The sequence below is a fragment of the Streptomyces violascens genome (assembly GCF_014649955.1).
In the GTDB taxonomy this organism is placed as follows: Bacteria; Actinomycetota; Actinomycetes; order Streptomycetales; family Streptomycetaceae; genus Streptomyces; species Streptomyces violascens.
The window spans coordinates 57,977-72,677 of sequence record NZ_BMUA01000033.1 but is presented as its reverse complement, the minus strand read 5'-3'; the positions used below and the strand labels follow the sequence as shown (position 1 = coordinate 72,677).

The 14,701-nt window shown below is 67.6% G+C and carries 13 protein-coding genes; 7 read left to right on the top strand and 6 right to left on the bottom strand.

Annotation, left to right across the window (positions count from 1 at the left end):
- Window positions 1-229: 229 nt before the first annotated feature.
- A complete protein-coding gene (locus tag IE206_RS37060; protein ID WP_189970214.1) occupies window positions 230-763 on the bottom strand; it encodes a hypothetical protein in 534 nt (177 codons plus the stop codon).
- 516 nt (window positions 764-1,279) lie between these two features.
- Between IE206_RS37060 and IE206_RS37055 the strand changes: the two genes are divergently transcribed.
- The 5 genes from IE206_RS37055 (at window position 1,280) to IE206_RS37035 (ending at window position 5,231) form a co-directional block, all read left to right on the top strand.
- On the top strand, window positions 1,280-1,585 hold the full coding sequence (locus IE206_RS37055) for a DUF7677 family protein (protein WP_189970212.1): 306 nt from the start codon (window positions 1,280-1,282) through the stop codon (window positions 1,583-1,585).
- A 197-nt stretch (window positions 1,586-1,782) separates the two neighbouring features.
- Window positions 1,783-3,465 (top strand): FG-GAP repeat domain-containing protein, encoded by a 1,683-nt coding sequence (locus tag IE206_RS37050; protein ID WP_189970210.1) that lies wholly within the window; start codon window positions 1,783-1,785, stop codon window positions 3,463-3,465.
- A 432-nt stretch (window positions 3,466-3,897) separates the two neighbouring features.
- Entirely contained in the window at window positions 3,898-4,113 is a 216-nt protein-coding gene (locus IE206_RS37045) for a hypothetical protein (protein WP_189970207.1), read from the top strand.
- Window positions 4,114-4,128: 15 nt separating this feature from the next.
- Window positions 4,129-4,899, top strand: coding sequence for an amidohydrolase family protein (locus IE206_RS37040; RefSeq protein WP_189970205.1), 771 nt, complete (start codon window positions 4,129-4,131; stop codon window positions 4,897-4,899).
- Entirely contained in the window at window positions 4,881-5,231 is a 351-nt protein-coding gene (locus IE206_RS37035) for an amidohydrolase family protein (RefSeq protein WP_189970203.1), read from the top strand. Before IE206_RS37040 ends, IE206_RS37035 begins: the two co-directional genes overlap by 19 nt.
- Window positions 5,232-5,757: 526 nt before the next feature.
- Here the strand turns inward: IE206_RS37035 and IE206_RS43495 are convergent.
- Both IE206_RS43495 and IE206_RS37025 read right to left on the bottom strand, forming a co-directional pair.
- Window positions 5,758-6,888 carry a TerD family protein gene (locus IE206_RS43495; RefSeq protein ID WP_189970201.1) on the bottom strand — a complete coding sequence of 377 codons (1,131 nt, stop codon included), beginning with the start codon at window positions 6,886-6,888 and terminating at the stop codon, window positions 5,758-5,760.
- Between the two features lie 572 nt (window positions 6,889-7,460).
- Complete coding sequence (locus tag IE206_RS37025) at window positions 7,461-8,642, bottom strand: glycosyl hydrolase family 18 protein (protein ID WP_189970199.1); 1,182 nt, start codon at window positions 8,640-8,642, stop codon at window positions 7,461-7,463.
- 159 nt (window positions 8,643-8,801) lie between these two features.
- Between IE206_RS37025 and IE206_RS43860 the strand changes: the two genes are divergently transcribed.
- Window positions 8,802-9,596, top strand: coding sequence for a hypothetical protein (locus IE206_RS43860; RefSeq protein ID WP_308433978.1), 795 nt, complete (start codon window positions 8,802-8,804; stop codon window positions 9,594-9,596).
- Between the two features lie 90 nt (window positions 9,597-9,686).
- A complete protein-coding gene (locus tag IE206_RS43730; protein WP_189970222.1) occupies window positions 9,687-9,989 on the top strand; it encodes a transposase in 303 nt (100 codons plus the stop codon).
- Window positions 9,990-10,250: 261 nt separating this feature from the next.
- Here the strand turns inward: IE206_RS43730 and IE206_RS37010 are convergent, their stop codons facing one another.
- The 3 genes from IE206_RS37010 to fxsT all read right to left on the bottom strand — a co-directional run bounded on the left by IE206_RS37010 (window position 10,251) and on the right by fxsT (window position 14,238).
- Window positions 10,251-10,928, bottom strand: coding sequence for a hypothetical protein (locus tag IE206_RS37010; protein ID WP_189970196.1), 678 nt, complete (start codon window positions 10,926-10,928; stop codon window positions 10,251-10,253).
- 401 nt (window positions 10,929-11,329) lie between these two features.
- A complete protein-coding gene (locus IE206_RS37005; RefSeq protein ID WP_189970194.1) occupies window positions 11,330-11,764 on the bottom strand; it encodes a hypothetical protein in 435 nt (144 codons plus the stop codon).
- A gap of 56 nt (window positions 11,765-11,820) precedes the next feature.
- The gene (gene fxsT, locus IE206_RS37000; RefSeq protein ID WP_189970192.1) at window positions 11,821-14,238 is read right to left on the bottom strand and encodes an FxSxx-COOH system tetratricopeptide repeat protein; all 2,418 of its coding nucleotides are present in this window, start codon (window positions 14,236-14,238) and stop codon (window positions 11,821-11,823) included.
- Between the last annotated feature and the right edge of the window lie 463 nt (window positions 14,239-14,701).

Genomic DNA, 14,701 nt, shown 5'->3' with positions numbered 1-14,701 from the left:
AACCGCCCTGGCCGCTACAGCTTGACGGCTTGGGGTCGTGAGGTGTCTATGCGGTCACAGCACAGGGCCACGGTCAGCGCACCGAGGATTAGCGCTGCCGGGAACCACTCCGGGTTGGCGCCGAGCACGCCGATGCCCCAGCATCAGCACGGGGACGGGCGCTGCTATCCGGGCGTGCCGCCGCACCACGTGCGGAGACCAGGCCTCGTTCTTCCGGATCCGGGCGCCGTCAGCGGCCCTCGAACCGACGCAGCCCGACCCGCCGGGACAGCCAGACCAGCAGCTCGAAGAGCCCCAGAACCACCGGCAGGGCCCATGCGGCAATGTCGATCCCGCTGTAGTCCGTCTCGGTCAGTTCCGGCGCCGTCCAGCCGTGCGGGTCGATGAGCACGTCCTCGGTCTGCCCGACTTCCATCGGCGCGTCGCAGGAGTCGTTGCCCAGCTCGGCGTGCTCGAGCGGCTTGCCGTCCACCCGCTCCACCAAGCAGGTGTACTCCGGCCCGTGCTTGCCCTGGTACCTCTTCACCGAGGTGACCCGCACCTCCACCCGCTGCCCCTGATGCACCATCACCTCTGCCTGCAGCAACGGCCCCGGTACGGACAGCGCGGCGATCCCCAGGATCACCCCGCCGACGATCAACCACCCGTTCGGCGCGGCGGTGATCATTAGCAAGAGAGTCGCGATCAGCGCGAAGGTCCCGAGCACCAGCCCGAGCCCGCTCCAGTCCGGATTGGCGGCCAGCAACGACAGCCCGACGATCACCGGTGGACCGAAGAACGCGATCGTGGTGAGGCGGCGGACCTTCCGGGACGAGGTGACGGTGGCTATTCGAGGCACGGCTCAGTGTGACGAACGGGGGCGTCAGGCAGAAGAGCGGGGTCCGTCATTACAGTCGTCGATCTCGATGAGCTCCCGTACCTCTCCCGCTCCCGCATCCAGTTCGGCGATCGACTCGAGTTGGCGATCGACTCAAGAAGGAACCGGGCGTTGCACGTGGAGCGCAGGAGGTGGGCTGTCTCCCGCGATGAGCCGAGACCTTCGGTGGACACGGCGCCGCGCTGGTGTCCTACGCCAGTGATCGACTGATAGATCCGTGCGTCCTCGATGACCAGGTTCCGGGCGCCGGCCTGGCACGCTGACCGTTCACGGCTCAGCCAGAACTCCCTGGGAACTTCCGGCGCCGGACACTGGTAGGGCTTCGTTACTAACAAAGCCCTACCAGGACCTGTCGTCAAAAGATCTTGCCAAGATGGTGACGAGGTCGTGCATGATGCGCGCATGGAGCATCTTTCCGTCGACGTGCGCGCTTCGCTTCGGCTGTTCGCCTTCTACTTGGCCAATGGCACCATCGACGTCGAGTTGCTCGACGGGGTCGACTACCACTCCACTGTCTTTGGCTTCGGCTCGGCGCTTGAGCAGGTCTTCGCGATCTACGGCAACGTGCTGCAAGTTGACGCTGACGGCATGGTGTTGAACGACGGGGATGCGCAGTACCGGGTCGCGCAGTGGATTCGGGCGTGCTGCGACCCGAACTATCAGGTCGTTCCGCCCTTCGAAGCCTGGGAGACCGAACTGCACCTCTGACGACCACGCGCTCGCCGTCGGGGCATCACGCCCACATCATGTGCGAGGCGAGTGCGACGGCTCACCCCGTAGCAGCGAGGCGATCGTCACGATGGCCGCCGGGGCGCCGGAGCTTCGCCGGACGTCGTGGTGTTTGCTGTGCGGGCGACACGCGGAAACACCGCGAGGACACGCATCCAACTTTCCCAGGGGGGAACTTGACTCTCAACACTCACACCCGGCCGCGCGCCAGACGCGCCCAACGCATCGCCGCATGCGTCGGGCTGGCCCTGTCCGCGGGCATGCTCACCACCGGCCCTGCGGTCGCCGACGCCACGGTCCCGCCGCCGCCGGTCCACGCGGAACCGCGCTCGGACTTCGACGGGGACGGCCTCGGGGATCTGCTCTCGTACTCGGGAGCCAGCCACACCTTCAGTCTCAAGTACGGCGGCAGTTCCCTCGGCAGCGATTTCACCATCAATCGCGAGCACCCCGACCAGGACGTCTACAAAGACATCATCCCCGTGGGCAACCAGGACGGGAACGCCGCGGGGCGGCTCCAGTTCATGGCGCTGTCGGCCGACGGCACCCTCACCATGTACCGCACCACACAGCCCACCTACACGTCGGCGACCACGTGGTCCAGCGGCGGCTGGCAGGAGTTCAACAAGGTTTTCGCCACCGGAGACCTCACCGGAGACCACCGCCCGGACCTGCTGGCCCGGACACCGGACGGAGACCTGTACCTCTACCCGTCCACCGGCAACCTCTCCGCTCCCTTCGGCCCGCGCCTCAAGGTCGGCTCGGGCTGGGGGGCCTACGACCAGCTCGTCGGAGTCAGCGACACCAACGGCGACGGCATCGGCGACCTGATCGCCCGCACCCCCGGCGGCGACCTCTACTTCTTCGCCGGTACGAGCGACCCCACCGGCATGTTCAAGCCCCCGATCAAGGTCGGGACCGGCTGGAACGCCTACAACCAGATCGCCGGCGGCGACGACATGACAGGCGACGGCATCGGCGACCTGGTCGGCCGCACCGAGGACGGCACCCTGTACATCTACCCGGGGGACGGCACGGGCCACTTCGGTGACCGTTCCTCGTTCCGCTGGCCCTACGGCTGGCAGGAAGCGGACGTGCTCGCCACTGCCGGCGGCGTACCGGCCTACGGAAAGCCCAGGGTCCTTGGCGTGGACAGCCAAGGGGCCCTCTACTCCTACAGATCTCTCAACAACGGCAAGCTCTCGGACCGCCGACGCGATCCCACCCTCTACTACTGCGGTACGAACCCCGCCACCCGCTTCGCCTTCGCGTCCGACCTGGCCATGGACGGCGAGGCGGACCTCCTCGCCAGTTGCAACGATCTGCTCTACACCGGCGGCGCCGGCTCGCAGCAGCAAGGCTTCGGGTGGGGCGGCTTCACCAGCTTCACCGGGCCCGGTGACCTGACCGGAGACGGCATGGGCGATGTGCTGGCTCGTGACAGCGACGGAGTCATGTACCTCTACCCGGGCGTCAGCACCTACCCTCTCACCCACTTCGCCGAAAGGACCAAGCTGGGCGCCGGATGGAACGCGTACGACGCGATCGTCGGCGCGGGTGACTACACCGGTGACGGCCGGGCCGACATCCTCGCCCGGACCCCTGCCGGGGCGTTGTATCTGTATCCGGGGACGGGCAATCCGCAGGCGCCTTTCACAGACCGGGTCAGCCTTGGTGGTGGCTGGCAGCAGTACATCCGTCTGACAGCCATCGGCGACATCAACGGCGACGGCAAAGGCGACCTGCTGGCCGTCACCACAGACGGCGAACTGTTCAGCTACCAGGGCACGGGCACAGGTGGCTTCCGTCCCCGTGTGAGTCTCGGCCGCGGCTGGAACATCTATCGGGGCCTGTACTGACAGGTGGCTGAGGCGCGGCCTTGGCCGTCCCGGAGCGGGGCAGCCGGGGCCACCGCCCTTCACGGACCGAGAATGGGGGCGGCGTTTCAGGCCGTACGGGATGGCATCTGCGAACGCCGCCGCGACGACAAGCGCGTCCGGGGCTGTTCCGGCTTCAGCGGTGGTGCATGCGCCGCGCTACGCGTCCTCGGCGAGGATCCGCTGTACCGCCGGACTGCGGGGCTTCGTCGGTGCGAATCTTGAGGGAGCGCCTGACGAACGCCAGCTCCAGCCTCGCTGGCGTGGTCGAGACGGCGGTTCAGAGATCTCTCACATGGAGTGATCTTCTTGGCGGAGAATTCGCTGCCGTCTTTGCTGGCTGCTAGCCGATGGTGGCGGCGTTGGTGTTGATCCGGCAGGGCTCCTCGCCCGCAGCTGCCGCTTCCCCTCACCGTGGCAGAAATCCGAAGGCTGTTGGACGTACGCGATCTCTTCGGGACGCGCCAGGCTGCGGCGGGCCAGGACCCAGCGGCGGTGGGTGGGATCGCGAGCCGCCGCGACAAGCTCGCCCGGTTCAGCGCCATCCGGCCGACGGCCGACGCGCCGACGGCGACGGACGGCTCCCCTGTGCTCGACGGGCGGGGTGGCTACCCGGTGCCCGGCCTGTAGGAAAATCATACGCATTTGGGCGGGCACGCGTACTCCAAGCCCGAGAACGAGCGGGCGAGGTACATCTCCCAGCTGCTCACCGACTTCCTGGGCGCCGGGGTGACCAACGTCGTCGACCTCGGCGGTCCACTGGCGACCGAGCTCGCCGCCCGCGACTACCGCGACAAGGCCACCGACGCCGCTGCCAGGTTGTTCTTCGCCGGGCCGGTGTTCACCGGCGTCAAGGGCTGGCCGGTCCTGGACGATCCGGCACGGGCCACTATCACCTACCAGACCGACAATGCCGACGTCGCCCATCGTCAAGCACTGGAGCTGGCCGATCAGGTCGACTTCATCAAGTGCATCTACGACGGCGAGCCCGGCGCGCCGGACAAACTGCCCCTCAGCGCCCTCAAAGTCATCGTCGTGGCCGCGCACGAGAAGGGCAAGAAAGTACTCGTTCATGTCCACGAACGCATCGATCTGGAGGAGGCGGGGGCGTCCGGCGCGGACGGCATCGAACACGCTTTCCGGCCGGAGGACCCCGGCAGTACGGCACAGGCCCGCGACGTCGCCGCGCTGCTGGCCGAGACGAACACCTATTACCGCCCCACCCTGGTCACCTGGGAGCAGATCGCGCACAACGGCGAGGCCGGCTATTTGCAGCAGCTGCTCGATGACGGTTTCGCCACGCACGACGACATCCCGCAGATCACCAGCCGCCCGATCTACGGACGCCAGTTCCCCGGCATTCCGCGCAGGACTCCCACATCCGTTTCGACTATGCCATGCGCACGCTGGCGCTGATGCACGACGCGGGAGTGAAGATCACCGCGGGCAGCGACGTGGCCATCTTGATGCCCTCGCCACCCGACGCCCTGCTGCGAGAACTGCACTTGCTGGCAAAGGCAGGGGTGCCTCTGCCCGCGGTCCTGGCGGCCGGCACCCGGCATTCGGCCGAGAAGATCGGTCAGCAGGCGACAACACCGGGCACCATCACCGTCGGCTCCATTGCCGACGCACTGTTACTCGACGCCGACCCCTACGCGGACATCGCGCACCTGGTCGATCGTTCCCACCACATCGGGACGCTGCGCGCTGGACGGCCGAGCTGGGATGAGGGCCACCCGCAAGCCTGACACAGCCGAATCCAGGTACTGATACGCCAGCGGCCTGGTCGCCGCGCTTCTGGGCATCACGGTCGGAGACACCGAGAACGCTTGGCATCGAGAAGCATCTGATTGCCCTTGGGAAACTGGCCGCCCCGAAACCCTGACGAGCTGGCCGTGGAGCTCAGTTCAATGGCCCTGGCCGGCGGGCTCGTGCCCGCGTCACGGCAGACGTGATCGCGGTGAGTGCATCAGGACCAACTCAAGGGCCACGTCCCGGACGTAGGGCTCGTAGCCGGACGGGCGCAACGGGATCGCGAGAAATCGGAACGCGGTCCCGCGTGCCACGCGTGCGATCCTGTTTCCCCCAAGCGGTGGAACAACGTGATCATCACCGACTGTTCGTATGCGTGGTCAACTGCCCGATGCCTGCCTCGAAGAACGCCTACCTCTGGTGTTGCGATACCTGCAGACACGGCAGTTGAGCCGTAGCCAGCCGATCCCCCCCCGGAGGGGGATCGGCTGGCTACGGCTGCCGCGCTGATCGCCGTTCTCTTTAGAAGTCGTCGTCCTCGTAGTAGTTGTTGACGACCACGTTCGGCTCGTCGTCGCTCAGCGCCTCGTTCAGGAGAGCACCACCGACGAGGCCGGCCGCACCGGCGCCGATCAGCGCGCCCGTGCCGAAGCGACGGGGCTGTCCCGGCTGTCCACCGGGCTGCTGCGGGTACCCCTGCTGCTGTACCGGCTGCGGATACCCCTGCTGTACGGGCTGCGGGTACCCCTGCTGCACCGGTTGCGGATATCCCGCCTGAGCCGCAGGGACGGTGTAGTACGGCGGCGGCGTGCTCTGCACCCGTTGCGCGCAGCTGCCACACGTCTCGATCGGGCGGGGGACGCCCCACTGCGGGGACCACATCACGGACGTCGTACCGGGGCCGTGGTTGGGGTCGAAGAAGCACGTCACGAAAGAACTCCCTGCGGGGTGTTGGGGTACTGCGGCCGTCGACGCTCGGGGGACGGCGACCGCGGGGGTGGGCTGTGCGGGAATTACGGGCGGCGCGGAGGGAGGCGGCGGAAGGGGGGCGGTGGTGCCGCCTGCGGCTGGGGCTTCGCGCAGGACGTCGACGCCGTAGTCGTTGGCAATGCCGGCGAGTCCCGAGGCGTACCCCTGGCCGATGGCACGGAACTTCCACTCGGCACCATGCCGGTACAGCTCACCGAAGACCATCGCGACCTCGGCCGAGGCGTCGCCCCTGAGGTCGTAGCGAGCCAGCTCGCCACCACTGTCCTGGTCGACGACACGGATGTACGCACTGTCGATCTGCCCGAAGTTCTGGCTCCGCGGCCCTGCTTCATAAACGGACACAGCGAAGACGATCTTCGTGACGTCGGCCGGGACCCGGGCCACGTCCACGCGGATCTGCTCGTTGTCCATTCCACCGGCCGGCGTGCTGTTTCCGGAGTGAGTGACCGAACCATCAGGGCTGCGAAGGTTGTTGAAGAAGACGAAGTGCTGGTCGGAGAGGACCTTCCCCGACTGATCGCACAGCAGCGCACTGGCATCCAAGTCGAACCCGGCGCCCGCGGCAGGGCTGACCCGCCACCCAAGCCCGACGGTCACAGTGGTCAGGCCGGGAGCCTGCTTGCTCAACGACACGTTGCCGCCCTTGGACAAGGACACACCCATGAACTACTCCCGCAACTGTCCAGGTTCCTGTTCTCAACGCGATCAACGGCGCGCGCGCTTAGATAGTTCCTCAGTTGCGCAACCAAGACAAGTCTTGATCACGGAACCCTGGGCGCCCAAGGACGAGGTTCTCGTACTCCCTCAACAGCACCAGCCTGGTATCCGCCCAGACTCTGCGCGAGGACAACTCGTACGCGTTCGGCTACAAGCTCTACGACGGGCCGTTCCGGCTGCGCCAGGAGCATGCGGACAGCCGCGACGGCGGCTCCGGCCGACTGATCTCCCGCAGCCAGCGCTCCTGTCACGACAGGTCCTCCCCCCGGGCCGGCTTTGCGTCGCACAACCGCTAGAAGGGTGCGGGCGCCAGAACGCAGCGGGCGACCCGGGACGGACGCGGGAGCGGGAGTAGCGGCGGGCGGAGTGCGCGACCACGGCCAATCACCCGAAGACACCCGTCTGCGCGTAGTACCCGGTCGCCTACTAGTCACAGATTGCCGGGAGCACCGTGTCGAACACCGTCACCAGCCTTATAACGCCTGCGCGTTGGCGTCAGGGAGAGGCCCTGCCGCGACTCAGCGGGCAGCGCGCCGCAGCGCCCCCGCCGAGAACCATGGGTTTCCGCCCAGCGTCCACACCGACACGTGCGTGACCCCGAGCTGTTGGAGGACGGCCAACTTTGCGTCCATACCCTGCTGGTCGGTGTAGTCGTAGAGCGTGCCGCCCGCTGTCCAGCGGACTTCTCCGGAGGCTGCGTCCCGCCGGGCAGCCGTTGTCCTGAGGTCGTCGGAGTAGCCGGGCGCCCGGCGGATCGTGGCGAGTGCGACGCTGTCCTTCACCTTGTCCGGGACGCAAGGGTCGGGAGCGGTGAAGCCGTACGACGGGAGGCCGATGACCAGCCGGTCCTTGTCCGGCACCTGGGACTGGGCGTACGCAACGGCTTCACGCACCCAGCTGTGCGGCGAGACAGCCCAGCACCGCTCCCCCTCAGGGGTGTTGAACTGTCGGCCATAGTCCATGACGACCAACTGGTCCACACCGGCCCGCATGACGGCCGCGTAGCTGAACACCGAGTCGCCGTCATGGGTTTCGACCGGAGCGTCGACCTGGAGCTTGAGGCCGGCGCGGTGCAGACTCCCCGCGAGCTCGGCGAGAAATGCCTCGTACCCGCGCTCGTCGTCGGCCGTCCAGGCCCAGAAGTCCTCGAAGTCGATGTCCACACCGGTGAATCCGATACGTTTGGCGAGCTCGGTGAGCGAGCCGACCGCAGCCGTACGACGGGCCGGGTCGCTGACCAACGCGCCTATCGCGGACCGGTCCATCGCGGAGACGGTGGTGTACTGGGCGGCCGAATGCCCCTTGACATCCGCGGCGTTGGCCTCGCTGAAGCCGTTGCAAGGGTGGAGGTCGGAGTCCAGCAGCTTCAGTGCGCCACCTGGGTCGACGTCCCAGTACTGCGGCTTGAGCACTCCATGGCGGAGCCTGCCGTCGCGGTACTCGGCGACGGCCCCGCAGGTGTCCTCCCCCGTGGATCCGGGGTAGACCCATGCCTCAAGGCCGGGCAGGGCGGACGTCTCAACCGGGTTCGCGCCGCCGACGGACGAAGAGGGGCGGGGCGACGCCCGGTCGCTGTCACCGGCAGGGTGACCCGCGCTACAACCAGCCAGTACGACGACGAGGGCGGTGGCAAGGAGCATCCGGGCGCCGGCCATGAGTCCCTTTCGGTAGATCAGGGTCTTCCAGTAGACAAGCACCATGATCGCGGAGCCACCGCCGAAGGTGACGAGGGGGTGTATCCGCCTCGGATGCGATCGGCGCTGGCGCGTACCCTCAGTTGATCATGAACGCTGAGAACCCATCTCTAAGACCGCGTCCTATGTGAGCCCTTCGGGGCGGTGGCGGCTCTGATGGGGTCCATGGCAACCTTCCCCCTCGCCGTCGCGCCCGACTCGGCGACCACTGGCTTCCGTGACGCCATCGGGATTCCCGGCATGGTCGTCCTCATCGCCCTCTGCACATGGTCGCTGGGATTCGCCCTGTACGGGATCGCGCTCTGCCTCAACCACGTGTTCCGCACCGCCGACATCCACGAGGTGCTCCCGCCGGTTCTCGCCACCGTGCTGGCATGGGTGATGGCCGCCCTCGGTATTATCAACAACGCGAACGCCGAGGTTCCCGTCCTTGCCCGGATCGTGTTTCTGCTCGGCGCTCCGGTGTCGGTGACGGTGTTGTCGTGCTGGGAGCTGTACCGGCTGCGGAAGTACCACAACCTGTCCGCGCGACAGGCCCTCGGCCGCTGGAGCGTGTATCGGAAGTGGCTTGAGAGGCTGCTGGTTGGTCAATCCCGAGGCAGGGCGGCAAGCCAGCGGTCGTCCTGGAACTCGGCAGGGACTTCGTCCTCCCACGGATCGATCCCACTGCGTTCGAGTTCATCGAACCATCGGTCCCGCTGTGACTCGGGGAGACGCCGTCCGCACCAGGGGCAGAAGTCGACGGTGATGCTCGACCTGCCGCCGTCGTGGATGATCAGCCCGTACTCCTGGAACTTGGCGCTGAAGTCGATCAGCGCGTCCGGGCAGGCGAAGGGGTCGTCGTGCTGGTCGCAGCGCACGTTCACGCGGCGGCTCATCGCCTCGCAGCAGTGGTTGGTCATGACCTCGGCTTCTCGTTCATCGACACCATGCCCCGAAGTAGATCACGGTCTGTGGTGATCACCGGATGGCACGTGGAGATCTGCCGGGTACGCAGCGGGCCAGGCTGGGGCCGTTGTTACCCAGGGCAAGAAACCAGGCCGTCCGCCGATATGGACCAGGCGGCAGCTGATCAATGGCATACGGTTTCGTATCCGCACCGGCGTCCCGTGGCGGGACGTGCCGGAGCGGTACGGCCCCTGGGCGCGGGTGTATGACCTCTTCCGGCGCTGGCAGCGGGATGGCATCTGGCAGCGGATCTTCACCGAACTACAGGCCCAGGCCGACGCCAGGAAGCTCATCACCTGGGATCTCAACATCGGTTCCCCCGCATCGCCCGCCTGCCCGGCGGCGTGGACCGGCTCAGCAGGCCACCGCCCGGCTGGAAGCGGCACCGGCCCTGCACCATCGTGAGGGACAACGACTCCATCCACCGCGGCGAGGTCTTCCAGGGGCGCACAAGGAACTGGCGGGCATCGGGGTCCATCTGTTCTACCTCCCGCCCCAGATCGCCGGAGTTGAACCGGATCGAGTGTGTATGGCGCTCCGTCAAGTACCAGGACGTGCGGGTCCGCGCCTACACCACCGGCACGGGATCTCCGCCTCGCCGTCGACCGCGCGCTCACGCGACGGGCCAGGGCAACGGATCAGACCGGGCCCCACATCCGAGATCGCTCAGCTGGATGAGATGCGCTCGACTTCCATCAGCTGGGTGGCGTCGATGCGGCCGTCCTCCAGGGAGAGGAGCCAGGGCAGCAGTTGTGGAGTGGCGTGCAGCTCGTCGTAGAAGCCGAGATGGAGGTCGGCGAGCTGATCTTCGATAAGCCAGTAGTCGAGCGCGTCGCTCAGATGCAGGTCCGCCGCCTCGGTGCGGGTGTCGGCCCACAGGGCCAGCCAGGGGGCAAGTGTGCCCGCGATGACCGCGAGCGCTTCCAGCACATCGGTGATATGCCCCGTAATCGAGCGGGAGTGCAGGACGGAGCGCCACCAGGCGTGCCAGACCTCGTTCAGGGCTATTTGTTCCGGCGCCGGCCAGTTGCGCCACCCGGCGGCGAGCAGCCGAGAGGCGACCAGGCCGTGGTCGAGCTGGTCGGCGATGAGGAGGCGGACGATGCGGGGAATCAACCGGCGGTACAGGCCGGGGAAGTTGTCCCAGTGGTCGGGCGTCTTGAGCGCGACGGAGAAGAGTAGCTGGTTCGGCACCAGGTGCACGGGCCCGCCCAGGACTTCGAGATCGGCTTCCGTGTAGCAGTGGGTACAGCCGCCTACCGAGAACGGCAGCCCGGAAAGTGGTGCGAAGGCAACGTTCAGCGCCTCAAGTGCGTCCTGGAGCTGCTGCTGCGGGTTGGTCATGGATGTGCCTGACGAGACTCCGTCCGGCATGCCGGAGAAGAGAGCGACGCTACCACGGGCATGGCTCCACCCAACTACTGAACGACCGTCTCCCCAAGCCGCACGGCATATCACTAAGACCGCTTAGCTGCCCAAATGCCGCGCTCCTGCACTGCGATGTCGCTCCCCAGGTACTCGACGCCAGTGGGGAACTACCAGGGCAGTGCGCAGATTGCTCCAGGCGACGGCCAGCCACACCAGGTGGCCGGTGAGACCGCCAGTGATGATGTGGCTCCAACCGGAAGGCCACATGGCCTTGTTGCTGGGCAAGACGAGTTCGATGACCAGCGGGACGGCTCCGCGTCGATGCCGCCTGGCCGTCGTGTTTCAACGGCAAGTTTCCGCAGGTGCTGGCACTCTGATCACTTGCTGGACAGTCGCAGATCCCCGGACCAGGTCTCGCACCGGACACGGCCGGAGTCGAAGGTGAGCTCAAGCGCGACCCGGCCGGTGTCCGGGTCCGCTTCGTCGTGTACCGCCAAGATCGTCTCGCCGAGATGGTCCGCGAACGGGGTCTCGCTGTGAACCGGCGCCACCTCGACGCGGCCGAACTCCGCCATGTCGTATCCCTCAAGGGGGACCGATGTCTCTACGATCAGGCACCAGTCCGATCCCGTCGTCACGTGGGTGGCGACCTCTTCGCTGTCGATCAGCCACACATCCAGCGGGCCGGTCCGGGGTTCCGTGCCGTACAGGTGCCACGACGCAAGCACTCGTTCGAGACGCCGCCCGACCAGGAAATCAGGACGCACCCCGGCCCCGTGCAACGGGCATTCGTTCAACCGCTTCGGCTCCACCCAGCGACCGTACCGCCAGGCAAAGCCACAGGTCACGCGCTTATACGGGACAGCCCTCAGCTTCGCGAGGGGCGCAACCAGGTCTGTCGCCGTTGCGCAGCACGCCGGGCAGCCGAAGCTGTCTCCAGGTCGTCGCGGGTGCGCACGGTATGCGGGTGCTCAGGGCCCAGCACACGGACGCGGTCAGCGAGGGTCTGTCGTAGCAGGCGTACCGCCTCTTCCTGCTCCCCCATCCTGGCCAGTGCGCTGGCGAGGTTGTGTCGGCTGGTCAGGGTATCGGGGTGTTCGGGGCCCAGCACACGGATGCGGTCGTCAAGGGTCTGCCGGTGCAGGCGGACCGCCTCCACGTGTTCGCCCATCCCGTCCAGGGCGAGACCGAGGCTGTCACGGCTGGCCAGCGTGTGCGGATGCCTGACGCCTAGGACACGGGCGTGGTCGTCGAGAGCTTGCTGCAGCAGCCGTTCCGCTTCCGCATGCTCGCCCTGCCTGGCCAGTGCGCTGGCGAGGTTGTGGCGGCTGAGCAGGGTGAGGTGGTGTTCGGGGCCCAGCACGCGGATGCGGTCGTCAAGGGTCTGCCGGTGCAGGCGGACCGCCTCCGCATGTTCGCCCATCCCGTCCAGGGCGAGACCGAGGCTGTCACGGCTGGCCAGCGTGTGCGGATGCACGACGCCCAGCACACGGACGCGGTCGGCGAGGGTCTGCCGCAGCAATGGCACCGCTTCTGCATGCTGTCCCGTCCCGTCCAGGGCACAGGCCAGGTCGTGACGGCTGATCAGGGTGTCAGGGTGCGCGGGGCCCAGGACGCAGTTGCGGTCCTCCAGGGTCTGCCGAAGCAGACGTATCGCCTCAGCCGGCTCGCCCATTCCGAACAAGGCGTTGGCCAGGTGGTTGCGGCTGGTCAAAGTGTCGGGGTGCTGGGGGCCCAGGGTGCGGCTCTCGAAGTCGAGGACGCGTTCGTGGAGCAGGCGGGCTGCACTGAAGGCGCCGGCGTGTTCCAGTACTTGCGCGAGCGTACTGAGGGCGGTGCGGTGGTGTGTGGCGGAGCTTGGTTCCGGGAGGTCGAGCAGCACTGGCAGATGAGGGGCGAGGAGTACGGCGGCAGGCCAGGCAGCGCGCCCCTGCTCGTCCACCTCCTGCACGGCCGCGGTCAGCCGCTCGGCGAGGGCTCGGTGCCAAGTGGCGAGATGGGGTGCCTCGGCCGCTAGAGCGACGGCATTGATCTCTCGGATCAGGGGGTGCAGCACCACCTGCGCCGGGCCGCTGAGGCCCGATGCCAACCCGGCGTTGCCGGAAGAGTAAGGAAGGTCAAGCAGGCCATACCGGTGCAGCCCCGCAAACGTAGCCTCCAATGCTGTGACGGTGACGTCGTCTCCGGTGACAGCAGACATCAAGTCCGGGGTGATGAGGGACAGCGGGATGGGGGCTTCGGCCAGTATTGCTAGTAGTCGCAACACGGGGCGGGCCAAAGCGTTGCCTTCCCTGGCGAGCTGGTCCAGGGACACCTCCCAGGTGTGCCGCACCACGGTGCGGGCAAATTGCGGATGAGAGGCGTCCGGGTGTTCGGCTCCCAATAGGAGGGGCAGTTCATGCTCCAGGGCCTGGCAGTAGGTGGTGAAGCAACGGTAGCGGCTGGTGGGCTCGGCCAGGTAGGTGCCAGCCGCGTGCAGCGCCAGCGGGAGGCCCCCGAGCCTCACAGCCAGGTCCCGAGCCTGCTCGGCTGTGCCAGCAGCGGGAGCAACGTCGACCAAGATCTGGCCTGCAGGCTGTGCGGGCAGCGGCGTCAAGGGCAGTAGCCGGGCAAGCGGCCCCCATGTCTGCGGGCTGCTGTCCCGGCTGGTCACCACCAGCAAGCCTCGGCCGTGCGGACGGACCCAACCGCGGTAGTCAGCCAACGGCTCCCCTGCCGGGCCAATCTCTTGCGGCTCATCAGCGTTGTCCAACACCAGCAGCCACCGCCGCGACCGACCCAACTGCCGCCACACCACATCGGGCAGACTCACCCGCCCGGCTCGCGCGGACTCCAACTCTGCCTCGGGCAGCCCGCAGGCCAGCGCCACCTGCACCATCTGCTGCGCCATCTCGGCGGAATCACGCCAACGCACCCAAAACACGCGCCGGCCCGCCGCGTCGGCTTGCGCGGCGAACTGCGCGGCTACCGTTGTCTTGCCCATCCCGCCAGCCGCGCACAACACCGCGAACCGTCCTTGCGGCCGCCGCAGCATGCCTGCCAGCTCGGCCAGCTCGGCCTCGCGTCCACGCACGCGCTCCACATGCGGAGGGTGTAAGGAATCCTGCCGACTCCAGGCCGATCGGCCCGCTGGCCCCAGCCGCACTGGCGGTCCTGCGGCGGCATCCAGCCGTCGGCTCCACAGCATCAGCCCGATGCCGGCGGTCACCAGCACGGCGAACACTGGCCAGATGACCCACGCGTGAGCCGCCCACCCCGGCACCGTGGCACTGGCGTAATTGGTCACCGGCCCCAGCACCGCCGCCACGACTGCAGCCGTCCCCGCCACAGCCGCCCCTGCCCACGCACTCTGCCTACGCCCCATATTCGCCCCCCGGTCCACCGCCACCAGCATGCCCAAACCGAGACCACCTGCGCGGGAAGTTGCAAGACTCGTAGTCAAGCTGGTGAGGCGCCCCCCTCTCACGACCAGCACACCCGTCCCGAAGAAGGCCAACAAGCGGGTAGCCCCCACGCCCGGCGATATCGAACTTGCTGGATACATAGCCGCGTACCGGGCTGGGTACTTTCAGGCGAACGCCGACAGCCTTCCTCGAACCGTATGCAGCCGCCGCGCGCACCATCCGATCCGGAATGCGCCGCTGCTCCCGGGAGCAGCGGCGCATTCCGGCAGGCGAGCTGTGTCCTTCCCAGGAGCCCTGGACGCTATCGCCTGCGACCGCGCCGTCGGTAACCGCGTCGCTTCGGTG

Excerpts from the sequence above, each read along its gene's own strand:
- IE206_RS37055 (WP_189970212.1), top strand. The coding sequence starts at position 1,280 with ATGGAGCATCTTTCCGTCGACGTGCGCGCTTCGCTTCGGCTGTTCGCC.
- IE206_RS37035 (WP_189970203.1), top strand. The coding sequence starts at position 4,881 with ATGCGCACGCTGGCGCTGATGCACGACGCGGGAGTGAAGATCACCGCG.
- IE206_RS43495 (WP_189970201.1), bottom strand. The coding sequence starts at position 6,888 with ATGGGTGTGTCCTTGTCCAAGGGCGGCAACGTGTCGTTGAGCAAGCAG.
- IE206_RS37025 (WP_189970199.1), bottom strand. The coding sequence starts at position 8,642 with ATGGTGCTTGTCTACTGGAAGACCCTGATCTACCGAAAGGGACTCATG.
- IE206_RS43860 (WP_308433978.1), top strand. The coding sequence starts at position 8,802 with ATGGCAACCTTCCCCCTCGCCGTCGCGCCCGACTCGGCGACCACTGGC.
- IE206_RS37010 (WP_189970196.1), bottom strand. The coding sequence starts at position 10,928 with ATGACCAACCCGCAGCAGCAGCTCCAGGACGCACTTGAGGCGCTGAAC.